This is a genomic window from Peribacillus sp. NPDC096448 (assembly GCF_044762675.1).
Classification (GTDB): domain Bacteria; phylum Bacillota; class Bacilli; order Bacillales; family DSM-1321; genus Peribacillus; species Peribacillus frigoritolerans_B.
Genome location: NZ_JBIWEU010000012.1, coordinates 148856 through 164988, shown reverse-complemented (window position 1 = coordinate 164988; position 16133 = coordinate 148856). Strand labels below are relative to the sequence as shown.

At 43.6% G+C, this 16133-nt stretch carries 12 protein-coding genes, 1 riboswitch and 1 other annotated feature; of the genes, 7 read left to right on the top strand and 5 right to left on the bottom strand.

Features of this window, described 5'->3' with window-relative positions; genetic code table 11:
- The first annotated feature begins 10 nt into the window (after nucleotides 1-10).
- The gene (locus ACIQ0C_RS20135; protein WP_403063203.1) at nucleotides 11-1312 is read left to right on the top strand and encodes a nucleotide sugar dehydrogenase; all 1302 of its coding nucleotides are present in this window, start codon (nucleotides 11-13) and stop codon (nucleotides 1310-1312) included.
- Between the two features lie 468 nt (nucleotides 1313-1780).
- On the opposite strand, the gene pckA is transcribed toward ACIQ0C_RS20135, so the two are convergent.
- Nucleotides 1781-3367, bottom strand: coding sequence for a phosphoenolpyruvate carboxykinase (ATP) (pckA, locus tag ACIQ0C_RS20130; protein ID WP_253512638.1), 1587 nt, complete (start codon nucleotides 3365-3367; stop codon nucleotides 1781-1783).
- 429 nt (nucleotides 3368-3796) lie between these two features.
- Nucleotides 3797-3958, top strand: a riboswitch (SAM riboswitch).
- Nucleotides 3959-4121: 163 nt separating this feature from the next.
- Between pckA and metK the strand changes: the two genes are divergently transcribed.
- The gene (gene metK, locus ACIQ0C_RS20125) at nucleotides 4122-5315 is read left to right on the top strand and encodes a methionine adenosyltransferase (RefSeq protein WP_403063199.1); all 1194 of its coding nucleotides are present in this window, start codon (nucleotides 4122-4124) and stop codon (nucleotides 5313-5315) included.
- A 186-nt stretch (nucleotides 5316-5501) separates the two neighbouring features.
- Here the strand turns inward: metK and ACIQ0C_RS20120 are convergent, their stop codons facing one another.
- Nucleotides 5502-6020, bottom strand: a complete 519-nt coding sequence (locus ACIQ0C_RS20120) for a gamma carbonic anhydrase (protein ID WP_403063281.1) — start codon at nucleotides 6018-6020, stop codon at nucleotides 5502-5504.
- A gap of 210 nt (nucleotides 6021-6230) precedes the next feature.
- Between ACIQ0C_RS20120 and ACIQ0C_RS20115 the strand changes: the two genes are divergently transcribed.
- The gene (locus tag ACIQ0C_RS20115; RefSeq protein WP_403063196.1) at nucleotides 6231-7034 is read left to right on the top strand and encodes an alpha/beta hydrolase; all 804 of its coding nucleotides are present in this window, start codon (nucleotides 6231-6233) and stop codon (nucleotides 7032-7034) included.
- Between the two features lie 66 nt (nucleotides 7035-7100).
- On the opposite strand, the gene ACIQ0C_RS20110 is transcribed toward ACIQ0C_RS20115, so the two are convergent.
- From ACIQ0C_RS20110 to mnmL, 3 genes are all read right to left on the bottom strand, one after another.
- On the bottom strand, nucleotides 7101-7496 hold the full coding sequence (locus ACIQ0C_RS20110) for a hypothetical protein (protein WP_403063193.1): 396 nt from the start codon (nucleotides 7494-7496) through the stop codon (nucleotides 7101-7103).
- 137 nt (nucleotides 7497-7633) lie between these two features.
- Nucleotides 7634-8206, bottom strand: coding sequence for a tRNA 5-(aminomethyl)-2-thiouridylate-methyltransferase MnmM (gene mnmM / locus ACIQ0C_RS20105; protein WP_403063190.1), 573 nt, complete (start codon nucleotides 8204-8206; stop codon nucleotides 7634-7636).
- Nucleotides 8203-9162, bottom strand: coding sequence for a tRNA modification radical SAM protein MnmL/YtqA (gene mnmL, locus ACIQ0C_RS20100; RefSeq protein ID WP_402840625.1), 960 nt, complete (start codon nucleotides 9160-9162; stop codon nucleotides 8203-8205). The genes mnmM and mnmL overlap by 4 nt, the downstream gene beginning before the upstream one ends.
- A 168-nt stretch (nucleotides 9163-9330) precedes the next feature.
- Here mnmL and ACIQ0C_RS20095 point away from each other — a divergent pair, with 168 nt between their 5' ends.
- The 4 genes from ACIQ0C_RS20095 to ACIQ0C_RS20080 all read left to right on the top strand — a co-directional run.
- A complete protein-coding gene (locus tag ACIQ0C_RS20095) occupies nucleotides 9331-9837 on the top strand; it encodes an SMI1/KNR4 family protein (RefSeq protein WP_158226206.1) in 507 nt (168 codons plus the stop codon).
- A 96-nt stretch (nucleotides 9838-9933) separates the two neighbouring features.
- Nucleotides 9934-10197: a DUF2524 family protein gene (locus ACIQ0C_RS20090; RefSeq protein ID WP_252278845.1), complete on the top strand. Its 264-nt coding sequence runs from the start codon at nucleotides 9934-9936 to the stop codon at nucleotides 10195-10197.
- 153 nt (nucleotides 10198-10350) lie between these two features.
- Nucleotides 10351-10581, top strand: a binding site (T-box leader).
- Between the two features lie 54 nt (nucleotides 10582-10635).
- A complete protein-coding gene (leuS, locus tag ACIQ0C_RS20085) occupies nucleotides 10636-13050 on the top strand; it encodes a leucine--tRNA ligase (RefSeq protein WP_402840619.1) in 2415 nt (804 codons plus the stop codon).
- Nucleotides 13051-13386: 336 nt separating this feature from the next.
- On the top strand, nucleotides 13387-16133 hold a 2747-nt coding region (locus tag ACIQ0C_RS20080), incomplete at its 3' end, for a S8 family peptidase (protein WP_403063185.1).

Here is a 16133-nt window from a genome sequence, read left to right as displayed (position 1 = left end):
AGTGGTTTATATGAAACTTTGTACAATCGGACTTGGTTATATAGGACTTCCAACTTCTTTAATGTTTGCGAAACACGGTGTCGATGTCGTCGGCGTGGATATCCATCCTGAGATTATTTCCAATTTGAATAGCGGCAGGCTCCATATCGAAGAACCTGGATTGGAGGAGGTATTGCAAGAAGTGCTTACTTCCAATAAGTTTCGGGCTGCGTTAAGCCCGGAACATGCGGATGTTTTCATCATCGCGGTGCCTACTCCAAATAAAAAGGACATGCATCAATCCTGTGATTTAACACATGTCATGGATGCAACCTCAAACATTCTTCCTTTTATCAAAAAAGGGAATGTCATCATTATCGAATCGACGATAGCGCCAAGAAGCATGGATGATCATATTAAACCGATGATCGAGAGGACGGGCCTTACCATCGGAAAAGACATTTTCCTCGTTCATTGTCCGGAACGCGTTTTACCTGGAAGGATTCTTGAAGAGTTGGTTCATAATAACCGTATCGTCGGGGGCATCACGGAAACATGCTCATATAAAGGAAGTCTTGTTTACAAAACCTTCGTTCAAGGGGAGATCATTCAGACGGATGCGAAAACGGCTGAAATGTCCAAACTGATGGAAAACACCTTCAGGGATGTCAATATCGCCCTTGCGAATGAGCTGACGAAAGTCTGTTTCGAGCTGGACATCAATGTTTTGGATGTCATATCGATGGCAAACAAACACCCTCGTGTCAATATTCACCAACCAGGACCAGGAGTTGGCGGCCATTGTTTAGCGGTTGATCCGTATTTCGTCGTTGCAAAGGCACCAGAGTATGCGAGAATCATTAAATTGGCCCGTGATACCAACGTATCGATGCCTTATTACATCGTTAATTCCGTAAGGATGATGCTGGAGGGGATCCGGAAGCCAAAAGTAGCTGTTTTCGGTCTTGCTTACAAAGGAAATGTAGATGATATTCGTGAAAGTCCCGCCATTGATGTCGTCAATATCTTGATGGGGATGGAAAACGTGGATGTAGCCTTGCATGACCCGCATGTCCAATCTGGAAAGATGCCAGTCGTATCAGTGGAAGACGCTGTAAATGATGCCGACTTGATACTTATCCTGACTGACCATGATGAATTTAAACAGATGGATTATGATAAGCTATCGAATCTCATGAACAATAAATTGATTCTGGATACACGCAATTGCATTGATGCAACTAAAACAGATGTCCCGGTGGCAAACTTGGGCAATATATATCAATACAAAACAGTGTCCATGAAAAAAGCTAGGAATAAAGCGATCATCTAAAAACTTGGACAACATTGATAATGGAATAACGATTAAGGGGGCGCTGACTATCACAGTCCCCTTTTTCCAATGAAGAAAATGGCCATGCAAGAGCTTGGTCCATTCAGACCGTGGAAACGATCCAGTTGGTTTCAGAAATCCGCTTCCTTTCCGCCAAGCCTCCTCGCCGCAAGTTCTAGCAGGATCTCGGCTAGCCAGTTATTCGACCGTATATGCGGTAAATCGGGCTAATGGTAGTAAATTCGACCGCAGCCGCCGTATTTCGGGTTACCTGGTACTTTATTCGACCGTGTAGACGCCATATTTAGCCCTATCCGGCAGATTTATTCGACCGCAGATGGTAAACGCCATATTTCGCCTTCCATGGCACTTAATAAAGTAAACCGTAATCATGGTTCGGGAAGAGACATTTCTTGTCGACAAACTGAAAGGACCAAGCAAGAGCTTGGTCCTTTTTTGTACAATTTATTAAGCTGTCGGTCCGCCAAGTTCTTCGATTTCACTTGGAACGCTTTTGAATTTCTTGAAATTTGCACGGAATTGTGCGGCAAGGTCTGTTGCTGCTTCTTTATAAGCGGCAGGATCTGCCCATGTCTTGATTGGTTGAAGCACTTCATCAGGAACACCAGGAACATGAAGCGGGATATCCAAACCGAAGATATCATCTTTGATCGTTTCGATGTTCGCTAATTCACCTTCAAGTGCCGCTTGTACCATTGCACGAGTGTAAGCAAGTTTCATACGGCTTCCAGTTCCATATGCACCGCCAGTCCATCCTGTGTTGACAAGGTATACCTTTGCATTGTGCTCGTCAATTTTATCACCAAGCATCTCGGCATAACGTGTAGCTGGAAGCGGTAAGAATGGTGAGCCGAAGCAAGTGGAGAATGTAGCTTCCGGTGAAGTTACGCCCCTTTCAGTACCAGCCAATTTACTAGTGTATCCGCTTAGGAAGTGGAACATTGCCTGTTCTTTGGAAAGCTTGCTGATTGGAGGCAGAACGCCTGAAGCATCAGCTGTTAAGAAAATGATTGTATTTGGGTGTCCTGCAATACTTGGGTTCACGATGTTATCGATCGCTTGCATTTGGTAAGCGGCACGAGTGTTTTCAGTCAATGAACTGTCATCATAGTTCGCTTCACGTGTATCCGGATCAACAACAACATTTTCCAATACAGCACCAAAACGGATCGCATCGAAAATTTGTGGTTCTTTTTCACGTGAAAGGTTGATCGTTTTCGCATAGCAGCCGCCTTCGATGTTGAATACGCCGTTAGAAGACCAGCCATGCTCGTCATCACCAATCAGTTTACGGCTAGTGTCTGCTGATAAAGTTGTTTTGCCTGTACCGGACAGTCCGAAGAATAAAGCGACGTCCCCTTCACGTCCTACGTTAGCAGAGCAATGCATTGGAAGGATTCCAGCCTCTGGAAGTAAGTAGTTCATGATCGAGAAGATCGATTTTTTCATTTCTCCTGCATATTCCGTTCCGCCGATCAAGATGGTACGGCGTTCAAATGAAACGATGATGAAAGTTTCGGATGTGGTTCCGTCCACTTCTGGGTCCGCTTTGAAGTTAGGTGCAGAAAGGATCGTGAATTCAGCTTCGTGACCTCTCAGTTCCTCTTCGTTTGGACGGATGAACAAAGTATGGGCGAATAGGTTATGCCAAGCATATTCATTAACAACACGGATGGGAAGACGTGATGATTCGTCTGCACCAGCGAAACCTTTAAAAACAAAAATCTCTTCTTTTGCTTTTAGGTAGTCAACTACTTTATTATATAGTTTATTGAACACATCTTCGGAAATCGGCTGGTTCACGGGACCCCAATCGATTTTATCTTTAACTGATGCTTCTTCCACGATAAACTTATCTTTAGGTGAACGACCAGTATATTTGCCAGTTTCAGCTTTAACCGCGCCGGTTGATGTTAAAACGCCTTCATTTCTGCTTAGTACTTTTTCGACCAATTGAGGAACTGATAGTTGAGTTTGCACATTGTTTCCTGTTAATAATTGGTGTAACTCATTAGAAACATCTACAGAATTCATATATGAGGTACCTTCCTTTGTTTGAGTTTTTAGATTACAATTAGTATAACACATTCATTCAATTAGTCTATACTATTTCTTTTAATTTGTGATTATTTTCAGCTGGACGCATTAATCATTTTAATCCGGCAGGAACCGAATCAGGATTATCGCATATACTATCATTAAGAAAAATTTATTTAAATAGGAAGTAAGTAAGCAATATATGTCTAATGGGAAAGTCAGGATGTCATTCCTTTTCGATGCTCCATACTTTATTATTAATGGCAATTTGCAACATTTCTATTCGTATTTTGCATTGTAAACCCCTTTAGGACGTTGTATCAACATGATTTTTCAAATGAACGCCATTCTGGGTGGAAATGTTCTTTTTAGAAAAGCATTGACAAATTCCAGCCAAATACGATATTATCTTAAATTGTACGGATTCTCTTATCCCGAGTTGGTGGAGGGACAGGCCCTTTGAAACCCAGCAACCTGCCATATTGAACTTGACTCCAAGACCGATCGCCGAAAATAAAGCGAAGGTCTTCAAGGAATAGTGGTGATGGTGCTAACCTGAGCAAGGTAAAAACCCTTGAACGATAAGAGTGAAAGGATAGAAGACAGAATTTTAAACCTTTCCTCATTTGCCAGGGAAGGTTTTTGTGTTTTTTATAAGTAATTCTGTGTCTATAGTCGAAACTAATGAGGGAAACGAGTTCCGTAAAAATCAGGCTTATGCCTACACCATACTAACTTCCAAGGAGGAAATATGATGTCAAAGAAACGTCTATTTACTTCTGAATCTGTTACAGAGGGCCATCCGGACAAAATTTGTGATCAGATTTCAGATTCCATTTTAGATGCTATCCTAGCTAAGGATGCAAATGCACGTGTTGCGTGTGAAACAAGTGTAACTACAGGTCTTGTGCTTGTTGCTGGTGAAATTACAACTTCAGCTTACGTGGACATTCCGCGTATCGTTCGTGATACGATTAAAGGAATTGGCTACACACGTGCGAAATACGGTTTCGATGCTGAAACTTGTGCCGTGTTGAGTTCCATCGATGAGCAGTCTGCCGATATCGCAGCTGGTGTCGATAAAGCATTGGAAGCTCGTGAAGGAAACATGTCAGAGGAAGAAATCGATGCAATCGGTGCAGGGGACCAAGGTCTAATGTTCGGATTTGCGTGTAATGAAACAGAAGAGCTTATGCCGCTTCCGATTTCATTGGCGCATAAACTTTCATTCCGCTTGTCTCAAGTTCGTAAAGATGAAACTCTTGCTTACCTACGCCCTGATGGTAAAACACAGGTAACTGTGGAATATGATGAGAATAACCGTCCTGTACGTGTAGATACGATCGTCATCTCTACACAGCATGATGCAGAAATTACGCTTGAACAAATTCAAGCCGATCTAAAAGAACATGTGATCAAAGCTGTTGTTCCAGCCGAGTTGATCGATGCAGATACTAAGTATTTCATCAACCCGACTGGCCGTTTCGTAATTGGCGGACCTCAAGGGGATGCTGGTCTTACTGGACGTAAAATCATCGTTGATACTTACGGCGGATACGCTCGTCACGGCGGCGGTGCATTCTCTGGTAAGGATGCTACTAAAGTTGACCGTTCTGCTGCATACGCTGCTCGTTACGTTGCGAAAAACATCGTGGCAGCCGGCCTTGCCGACAAAGCGGAAGTTCAATTGGCATACGCGATTGGTGTGGCAGAGCCTGTATCGATCTCCATTGATACGTTCGGAACTGGTACAGTTAGCGAAGAAGTCCTTGTTGACCTAGTTCGCGCTAACTTCGACCTTCGTCCAGCTGGTATCATCAAAATGCTTGACCTTCGTCGCCCAATCTACAAACAAACGGCTGCCTACGGACACTTCGGCCGTACAGATGTCGATCTTCCATGGGAACGCACGGACAAAGCAGAAACATTAAAAGCGCAAGCGTAATTCATATAAAAAAAGGTGTCTCGCAATTAGCGGGGCACCTTTTTTTATGGATTAATTTTGCCGTCTATCGGGAATAATTCAAGAAATCCCAAAGAAATTAAACTTAAAGGCCATACTCGTGAGTTAGAACAGTTTACTCGAGAGTTAGGAGCGAATACTCGTAACTTTCAGTCAATTACTCGTGCATTACTTTACTCGTTCCGCCGTTTTATAGTATTGACCTTTTTCGGCGTATTCGCGTACGATGCGCTCCATATCCTGACGATCTTCTTCGTTGATTTCGCGGATGACTTTAGCTGGACGTCCGAATGCCAACATGTTCGGTGGAATGACTTTACCTTGGGGAACGAGACTGCCGGCACCGATGAAAGCCCCTTCGCCGATTTCGGCTTCATCAAGTACGATCGATCCCATGCCGATTAAAGCTCCTTTGCGGATTTTACAGCTATGTAAAATGACCTGATGGCCAATGGTTACTTCATCCTCGATGATCAATGGATTATTGGGGCTTTGGTGCAGGACGCTGTTATCCTGTATACTGACTTTTTTTCCGATGATGGTTGGGGATACGTCACCGCGAATGACGGAGTTGAACCAGATTGATGTTTCGTCGCCGATTTTGACATCACCTGTGACGACAGCATTTTCAGCGATATAAGCGCTTTCAGCAATTTCAGGTTCTTTGCCTTTATACGGATAAATAATCATTTTCAATCATTTCCTTTCCGAAGTGAATGTTTTTATGTATTATTTTAATATACCGTATGCAAATACACTTGGCTATTTATAATAGCAATGTACAACTTGTTAGATTTCTTTTTTGTCGAAAATCATGAATATGGTTATAATTTATATATATTATTTCAACTATCATGGATCGTACACAACAAGTGAAAAGTGAAAGGGGGATTTCGAATGTGGAAATGGGAGACAGAAGGAGACGCAAAGGGCGTCATTGTCATCGTTCATGGGGCAATGGAACATCACGGACGTTATAAGTGGGTAACACAAATGTGGCTTTCAGCTGGATACCATGTCGTCATGGGCGACCTTCCTGGGCAGGGGATGACTACTCGCGCCTACAGGGGACATATCGATTCCTTTGATGAGTATTTGGACGAAGTGAAAAGCTGGATAGAAGAGGCTTACGAATATTCGTTGCCGGTCTTTTTACTTGGACACAGCATGGGCGGTTTGATTTCGATACGCCTTCTTCAGGAAGAGGAATGGGACATTGCAGGGGTGATTCTTTCTTCTCCTTGCTTGGGCCTCGTGACGAAGCCGCGGAAGTTCCTTACAACGCTCTCGCATGGATTGAACATCGTTATGCCTAAGTTCAGGGTAGACTCCGGATTGACACCTGAAATGGCGACGAGAAGTGCGGAAATTCGTGAATCCGATAGAAACGATACATTATATATCACAAAGGTTTCAGTTCGCTGGTATCGCGAGCTTGCACAGGCTATGAAGGATGCTTTTGAAGAGATTCCTGAATTTCAGGATGTGCCGCTTTTGGTCATGCAGGGCGGAGATGACCGAATCGTGAACAAGAAGGCGGTTCGTGAGTGGTTTAATTATAACATGGCCAGTGAAAAGCAATATAAGGAATGGCCGAAGCTTTATCATGAAATCTTCAATGAACCAGAGCGTGATGATGTATTTCAATATGCGCTGAGTTTTGTTGAAAACCGTTTAAAGATATTAGGGTATGTCGTTTGATCAGTACATACTTCAGAATAAATTTTAAAAACTGCCGAAGTTAGCTCTTCGGCAGTTTTCTTTGGATCAGCCTGCGTTTTTAAGCAATTCGTTCGACTTGATGACCGGTGCCCAGAAAGTAACCGGGTACATAAATTGCTTCAAATGTGTAAGTTCCTTTTTATTGGATAATGCAGTGGATATGAGATAAATGGATTTGAAGGTCAAGTCATTGGCGAAAAGGTCCAAAAGCGTCGCTTTCATATTCATGATCGCTTCATGGTTTTGGGTGGAAATCATTAAATCGAGCTGTGGCAAGAACTTATCAAAATGATGATCGAATTGTTTGAGGTCCTCGATGGTTTTTTGTTCTTCTGTCAACGAGTTGAGCGAGCTGACAAAATCCCCGTATTGCTCACTTGAATCCCTTTTGATTTTTTCAGTCAATATATCCGTCAGTAGTGAAGTAGGCAAATGTTCCATTTTCTGCACCCTCTTATCTATTTTCCATCATTATAATCATTATAGACGAAAAATTCAAAAAGTTATGATTGGTAATTCTGCTGCCTGCGAGTTGGGATTGAAAAAACACCGTTCATATCGAACGGTGTCAATGGTCATCATCTCTTTTCAATCGCGACAATGAATGGCGGATTGTTTGCTTGGTTGATGAACCCGTATTTCAGGATATGTGCTATCTGTTGAGGGAAGTTCTCTACATAATCCATCAAGGCATCCCGTTCTGCCGATCCCCCTGGATGACCATGGTAAATGACGAGGATGATGATGCCTTCAGGCGCCAGCAGTTCAAACAGCTGTTCAATGGCTGATATCGTCGTCTCGGCTTGGGTGATGATTGATTTGTCTCCGCCAGGTAGGTAGCCCAGGTTGAAGATGGCACCTGTGATCTTTCCGGAATGTTCTTTCCGGATATATTTGCTTAAATGTTCATGCCCATCGTGAATGAGGGTGCAGCGCTCTTGTAAATTCTCGGCGTTCAGTTTCGCCGTTGTGGTTTCGATCGCTTCTTTCTGAATATCAAAACTATACACATGTCCGTCTACACCTGTAAGTCCTGCAAGAAAGACTGTATCAAAGCCGTTGCCCATCGTGCCATCTATGGTTATATCCCCGGGATGGACCGCTTTTTCGAGCAGAATCCTGGCGAATGGCAAAATTCGATCTAGCTTCATGATTGTACCTCCGTGTGATGGTTTTTCCCCTGCCAGCTGTTGCGGCGTTTCAATTCGGCGTCAATGGCATTCAAGACGTCCCATTTATTGACGCTCCACATTGGACCGATCATCAAATCGATCGGACCGTCACCCGTAATGCGGTGAACGATCATTTCTGGAGGGATTATTTCCAGCTGGTCACATACCAGGCTGACATAATCGTCACGGTCAAGAAACTCGAGCAGGCCTTTTTCATATTGTTTGACCATCGGTGTCCCTTTTAATAGATGAAGTAAATGGATCTTTATCCCCTGCACATCGAGTTTGGCGACTGCACGGGCTGTTTCCATCATCATGCCGTAATCTTCCTGAGGAAGGCCATTGATGATATGGGAGCAGACGCGGATGCCGTGTTTGCGCAGTTTATCGACGCCTTCTTTGTAGCAATCGAAGTCATGGGCGCGGTTGATCATCGTCGCGGTCTTTTCATGGACCGTCTGGAGACCCAGCTCCACCCAAAGGTAAGTGCGTTCGTTCAATTCCGCTAAATACTCGACTACATCATCTGGAAGGCAATCCGGTCGTGTCGCGATGGAGAGTCCGACGACACCTTCCTGGGTCAATACACTTTCATATTTCTCGCGAAGCTCTGCCACGGGTGCATGCGTATTCGTGAATGCTTGGAAATAGGCCATATATTTTCCATCTTTCCATTTATGGTGCATCCGTTCGCTGATTTTCTTTAACTGGACGTCAAGGGGTTCAACCCTGCTGCCCGCAAAGTCACCAGAGCCTGAGGCACTGCAGAAAGTACAGCCGCCATGTGCGACGGTGCCATCACGGTTCGGACAGTCAAAACCGCCATCCAGGGCAACTTTAAAGACCTTATGTCCAAAATGTTCTCTCAGGTGGTAATTCCATGTATGATATCGTTTGTTATCCGTTGCATATATAAACGGGTTTGCTTGATTCAAATCAGCAACCTCCTAAATAAAATAAAGCGCAACATATATTATACAACATTCTCGCAGCTAGGTCTTTTTTTGAAAAATAAGCGTATACTGTATACTTGAAGGCTAAATATTTTGCTGCTATTTCCAGTTTATCTTTGAATGACTATATCCAATCGGGAGCTGATGGACATGACCGGTCAAGTTGAAGAAGCGATCAAACAAATGAAAAAGAAATTAGCCGAGAATAATCAGGTGATCGAAGTAAATGAAGATGGGTTCACATACAAAGCCACTTGCACCTTCAATTCACCTGCTTCGGATGAACAAATTCATTCCTTTGAAAAGAAAACCGGACTGCTTCTGCCTGAGGATTATAAGGAGTTTTTAAAAATAACCAATGGATGCCGTCTGTTCGATAATGTGGAATCGGGCGGGGAAAACGATTTATACAGCTTGGATGATATTATTAATTACACATATGAAAATTCCTACGAGGGATGCTATAAAGTGGCCTGCATTTATCAAGATAATATCGTCATAGATGGGGAAGCCGTCGCAAAAGGCGATAAGGAGTATTTAATGGTAAAAGGCCATATCGATGATTTTGAAGAAGGCGAGAAGCTCCATATGGGCTTTGCCGAATGGATCGATCAGTTCATTTCCCATCAAGGTGAGAAGTTTTGGGATAAAGGTTGATTGCTCAAAAAAAAATGATAATCCTCCCGTTATTTGCTCAAACTAGAAAAGATGATTCCGAATCATCCAAATGAGACGCGAAGGAGAGGGTTTGAAATGGCAACCAGACAATCCGTCGATCATTTTTTAGAGCAATGTGAAGGGGCTCTCCATTTTGCAGAGTTTGAATTTAACGAGGCCTCACGGCAGGAGCATTATGATGATGAACAATTTCAAAATTCGCAAAGGTATATCGAAGAGGCTTTGACGGATATGGAACGATTGTATGCCAGTTCGAATGACCAGCAACGGGAAATGCTTTCGCGGATGAAGCAGCAGTTGAATCAATTGAGGAATGAAATGATTTTACTGCGACATTAAATGGAAGCAAGGGAGCTATGAATGAATAGCTCCCTTTTTTGCACGAATTTCCCTGAATTCGCATATATAATGAAAAACCTGTCGATAATGTTTATGTACGGCTATTGCAATTATCGGTGAAATTGACTAGAATGAAATAAAATCAATATTCTCATAAAGACTATGATGAGGAATAGTAGCGGTTTAAACCAGTAAAGAGAGTTGACGGGTGGTGCGAGTCAACCTGGGACGGTCGTGAACTCGCCTTGGAGTCCCGGGTGTGAATTAATAAGTAATGCCTGGCGTTTTAATCCATGTTACGGATGTTTTAAGCTGGGCGGATTTTAGCTATCGCCAATGTGGGTGGTACCGCGGGAAGATATACATAATCCTCTCGTCCCTATTTTGGGATGAGGGGTTTTTTATTGTTTTTTTATACGGAAATTAGGAGGAAATCATATGAGTTTTGACCATAGAAGCATAGAAACGAAATGGCAAAAGTATTGGGAAGGCAATAAGACATTCAAAACGGGTGAAGAAAGCGGCAAACGCAAATTCTACGCGCTGGATATGTTCCCATATCCCTCAGGGGCCGGTCTTCATGTTGGGCACCCGGAAGGTTATACGGCAAGTGATATCCTGGCACGGATGAAACGGGCACAGGGGTATAATGTACTTCATCCGATCGGCTGGGACGCTTTTGGACTTCCGGCAGAGCAATATGCGATCGATACGGGAAATGATCCAGCTGAATTCACGGAGCACAACATCAACACGTTCCGCCGCCAAATCAAAGCCCTTGGTTTTTCTTATGACTGGGATCGTGAAATAAACACGACAGATCCCGACTATTACAAATGGACACAATGGATCTTCTTGAAATTATATGAAAAGGGCCTTGCATATATTGATGAAGTGGCCGTTAACTGGTGTCCGGCACTTGGCACGGTATTGGCGAATGAAGAAGTCATCGATGGGAAAAGTGAGCGTGGAGGCCATCCTGTTGAGCGCCGCCCAATGAAACAGTGGATGCTTCGCATCACGGCGTATGCAGACCGTTTAATCGACGATCTGAATGATGTGGATTGGCCGGAAAACATCAAGGATATGCAGCGTAACTGGATTGGCCGTTCCGAGGGAGCGGAGGTTACATTCAATATCGATGGCTTTGATGAAACATTCACGGTGTTCACGACTCGCCCGGATACGTTATTCGGTGCAACATATGCCGTATTGGCACCTGAACATCAGTTTGTCGATAAAATTACCACGGATGATCAAAGGGCGGCAGTTGAAGCCTATTTAGATGAAGTGAAACATAAAAGCGACTTGGAAAGAACGGACTTGGCAAAGGATAAATCAGGCGTGTTCACGGGGGCTTATGCCATTAACCCGGTAAACGGCGAAAAAATGCCGATCTGGATTGCCGATTACGTGCTGATCAGCTACGGAACAGGAGCAATCATGGCCGTTCCCGCCCATGATGAGCGTGATTATGAATTTGCAGTCAAGTTCGACTTGCCGATCAAGGAAGTCGTAGCTGGCGGAGACGTGACAAGTGAAGCATATACAGGCGATGGACTTCATGTGAATTCGGAATTCCTTGATGGGTTGAATAAGGAAGAAGCCATTTCGACAATGATCAAATGGCTCGAAGAAAAAGAAATCGGCACGAAGAAAATAACATACCGCCTTCGCGACTGGTTATTCAGCCGTCAGCGTTACTGGGGTGAACCGATTCCAATCATCCATTGGGAAGACGGCACGATGTCTCCAGTGAAGGAAGAAGAACTTCCATTGATTTTACCGAAAACTACGGACATCAAGCCTTCGGGTACAGGCGAATCACCACTTGCGAACATAGCGGAATGGGTGAATGTAACGGATGAAAACGGACGAAAAGGACGCCGTGAGACGAACACTATGCCACAGTGGGCAGGCAGCAGCTGGTACTTCCTTCGTTATATCGATCCGGATAACAAAGAAGCACTTGCAGATCCTGAAAAATTAAAAGAATGGATGCCGGTCGACATTTATATTGGCGGCGCCGAGCATGCGGTGCTTCACTTGCTTTACGCTCGTTTCTGGCATAAATTCCTGTACGATATCGGTGTCGTGCCAACGAAGGAACCGTTCCAGAACCTATTTAACCAAGGAATGATCCTTGGTGAGAATAATGAAAAAATGAGTAAATCCAAAGGGAACGTCGTGAACCCGGATGATATCGTGGAAAGCCATGGTGCCGATACACTTCGCATGTACGAAATGTTCATGGGGCCATTGGATGCTTCGATTGCCTGGTCCACAAACGGATTGGACGGTTCTCGCAGATTCCTTGACCGTATCTGGCGCTTATTAGTCAACGATGACGGTACGATCACAGATAAGATGACAGAGACGGATGACACGGGCAAGCTCGAAAAAGTCTATCATCAAACGGTTAAAAAAGTGACCGAGAACTATGAGGAATTGAAATTCAATACGGCGATTTCACAATTGATGGTATTCATTAATGATGCTTATAAAGCGGATTCGCTTCCTAAGGTGTATATCGAAGGCTTCGTAAAGCTGCTTGCACCAGTTGCACCGCACATCGCCGAGGAGCTTTGGTCTAAACTGGGCCATTCCGAGAGCATCACGTACGGAACATGGCCGGCTTTCGACGAAGCGAAGTTGGTGGATAACGAAGTCGAAATCGTCATCCAAATCAACGGGAAAGTCAAAGCGAAATTAATGGTGCCGACTGACACTACGAGAGAAAAACTGGAAGAAATCGCAATGGGTGATGACTCCATCAAAGAACAAATCGATGGGAAAACCATTCGTAAAGTGATTGCCGTACCAGGCAAATTAGTCAATATCGTCGCAAACTAAATGAAAATCATTGAAGCTGTCCCGCATATTTTTACTGCTGGGACAGCTTTTTTTCGTGGCATTGGCTGGCCATAGGAATTAGGTCATGTTAGGATTCTCACCGATTTAAATCTATTAACGATCAATCTGCCAATTGGACATCTACTATCGTCATGAGAGGACCATCGGAACGCAAATATCTTGCTTAATTGGTACATGAGAATCATTTTTCGGCTCTATGGTCAAATAAATCAAGCATTTGACATAAAAAAGGGAAAAAATTGGTTGATAAAATTTTACAGTGTGATAGTTTGGTATAGTACTGTTATTTTTTAACCAAATATTGGAGGGAAAACCGTGAAATTTAAGAATGTGAGTCAAATTACAGCGTGTGCACTAATTTTTGCACTGATTTTCAGCTTGATGGTTCCACTGAATTCTCAAGCTGCAGCTGTAACACCCATTGAAAATGTAAAAACGATTAAAAATGGTGACACTCTGGACGGAAAGTTTGAAAAACCTGATGTTCAATGGTACCAAATCAGTCCCACAACAGAAGAAATACAAAAGTTCTCCCATATTGAGTTCGAAGTCAATTCGGACAAAATCTTGAATATCTCCGTATATCAAGATAAAGAAAAAGCAGAAAAAGATGAGAGCAATTATTTGGTCTCTTCTAAGCCGGATGAAAAAGCTGTTATCGATTTCCCATATGCTTGGGAAGGCACATATTATGTTAAAGTTGAATATTTCGGCGATACGGATGATGAGGGAAATCCCATCCCGGATGCGGAAAATGTAGCTGAATACTCCATCAATGCGCATTCAGTGACATTGCCGCCATCTTCTGGGGACGAAGGGGAGGACCTCGAATCATGCCCGGTTGAACTAAGTGTCAACGATAAGAAAACGGGAGAATCGATGTTGAAAACACTCCGTGTGTTTAGAGATGAAGTTCTCACGAAGTCGCCTGAGGGACGCACCCTTTCTTCTTTATACTATAAGGCTTCGCCATTCCTGGCCATTCATCTTGCTGGTAATAAAACGGCAAGGGAAGCTGTCTATAATCACTTAGTCGAGATTAAGCCGCTTATTGAGGATCTTAATGAAAATGGAGCAAGCAGTACGGCGGTCATTAGCAACAAGCAGCAAGAAGCGATTAAAGCTTTATTCAACAAGGCGGCAGGCGTCGCTCCAGCTGGATTGAAAAAGGATATGAACGGCATTGCAAAGAAAATCAATCTTGATAAGCTTGCAGGCGAGAGAATCGTCGATATCGCAAGCAAAGCGGGAATCGAACTTCCGGCTTCGAAAAATGTAAAGAACAAATATATCGTCAAACTTAAACCTGGGAAGTCATTAAGCTCTGTCCAATCCAAGGTAAGCGGAAAGGGATATGGAACATTATCGGTACCTAAGCAACAAGAGGTTCTGTATGATGGTATGTATGTTGTAGAGTTAAAGAATCAAGCTGAAATGAGCACAGCAGCTCTATCGAGTATTGAAAACCTTCCAGAAGTGGAATATATCGAAGCGGTAAAAACGTACAAAGCACTTTCTGCCGACATTCAATCACCGTATCAATGGTCTTTAGATAACGCCGGTGGGGAAGAAGGCATAAAGGGAGCGGACATCGATAACGAAAAACTGCAGAACCTTATTAAGAAACGTAATTTAAAAGATACATTGGTAGCGGTTATCGACACAGGTGTCGATGATTCACTGGCCGATTTGAAAGATACGGTCCGCATGGACTTAGGCAAGAATTTCATTGATAAGAAAGTAGATGCAGTCGATGACAATGGCCATGGTACACATGTATCCGGAATCATCGCTGCCAAAGCCGATAATGGATATTCCATGCAAGGAATCAATCCAGCAGCTAAAATCATGCCTGTAAAGGTCTTGGATTCTTCAGGATCTGGAGACATGGAGAAAGTTGCACTAGGCATTAAGTATGCCGTGGACCATGGTGCAAAGGTCATAAACCTTAGCCTGGGCGGAGGATATAGCAGGACAATTGAATATGCCTTGAAACATGCCGCTGCCAAGAATGTAATGGTTGTCGTAGCAAGCGGTAATGATGGGACGGAAGGTCTTTCTTATCCTGCATCATCTAAATATGCCATTTCCGTCGGTGCAACCAATGCCCTTGATTTAGTTTCCGATTATTCCAATTATGGATCGAAGTTGGACATGGTCGCTCCAGGGACAGGCATCCCGAGCCTTGTACCTAATGGGAATGTTACCTACATGGATGGTACTTCAATGGCAGCTCCGCATGTTGCGGCAGCTACAGCCTTGTTATTATCCGGAAATCCTGGGTTGAAAGTGAATGAAGTAAGGGAAATCCTTCATGGGACATCGGAATATGTCGCTTTTGAAGAAGAAGATAATGCAGTTCCTGATGAGGACTATCTACCTGAGGATGGCGAAATCATAATCCCGGAAGAAGAACTGCCTGTCGGAAAAGATTTAGTCTCTGGATATGGAAGGCTGAATGCGTACAGTGCACTTAGTGCAGTGGATTTACAAGCTAAAGTCAATCCTGTGATGGATACGCAAACAAAACTGACTGGTTCAGCTAAAAAAGGTTCAGTAATCGAAGTGAAAAGCGGAAACAAAACGCTCGGTAAAGGAACGGCGGCAGCTAATGGAACGTTCACCGTTAACATTCCGGTCCAAAAAGCTGAGCAGCTGCTTACTGTGAAGATCTCTGATTCTTCCAAACTAGCAGTATCTTCAATCAAAGTATACGTGAATAAGGGTGAAACCCCTAACAAGCCAACTGTAAAAGCTTTAAGTGACAAAGATACGTATGTAACGGGTCAATCGCAAGCGGACATGAAAATCACGATCATAAATAGTGCCAAAAAAGTGATTGGTTCAGGTAACACGGACAGCAAAGGGAATTTCAAAGTGAAAATCAGCAAGCAAAAGGCGGGCACCAAGCTTTCAGTAACGGCTACAGACTTAGCAAAACGTGAAAGCAAGGCGGCAACCGTGACTGTTCTCGATAAAACAGCCCCGGATGCACCGAAAGTGAATGAAGTAAGCGATAAAGCAACAAAAGTAACAGGTAAAGCCGAAATCGGTTCAACCGT